Annotated in this window: 1 protein-coding gene; it reads right to left on the bottom strand. The window is 69.3% G+C overall.

The features are described from left to right. On the bottom strand, positions 1-358 hold a 358-nt coding region (locus tag IFU00_22855; GenBank protein MBD8545113.1), incomplete at its 3' end, for a hypothetical protein. Positions 359-381: the final 23 nt, after the last annotated feature.

Genomic DNA, 381 nt, shown 5'->3' with positions numbered 1-381 from the left:
GTTGCGCGGCATCTTCGGCGCGCTGGCGTGCTTGTAACTGCGCCTGCGCCAGGGCTTCCTGCGTTGCCGCTTCCTGCGCCGCACGCTGCGCAGCCAGATCACGCGCCGCGGCGGCCTGTTGTTCGCGCTGCACCAGCGCTTCCTGGTCGCGCAGCGCCTGCTGCTGCGCTTGTTGCTGCTGCTCGGCGAGCCTGCTTGCCTCGGCGGCGTTGCGTTGTGACTCCGCCTGTTCCTGTGCCAGCCGCGCCTGCTCCTGCTCTCGCTGCAAGGCAAGCTCCTGCTGCAGCGCTTGCTCACGCTCTGCGCGCTCCGCCTCGGCATCCACGACAGGTTCCGGGGTGACTGGCATGTCGCTCACCGCCACTTCCTCGGGTGAGTCGA

Source organism: Oxalobacteraceae sp. CFBP 8761 (assembly GCA_014841595.1).
Lineage (GTDB): Bacteria > Pseudomonadota > Gammaproteobacteria > Burkholderiales > Burkholderiaceae_D > Telluria.
The sequence above is the reverse complement of the archived record's forward strand: the minus strand, read 5'-3'. Positions and strand labels throughout refer to the sequence as shown.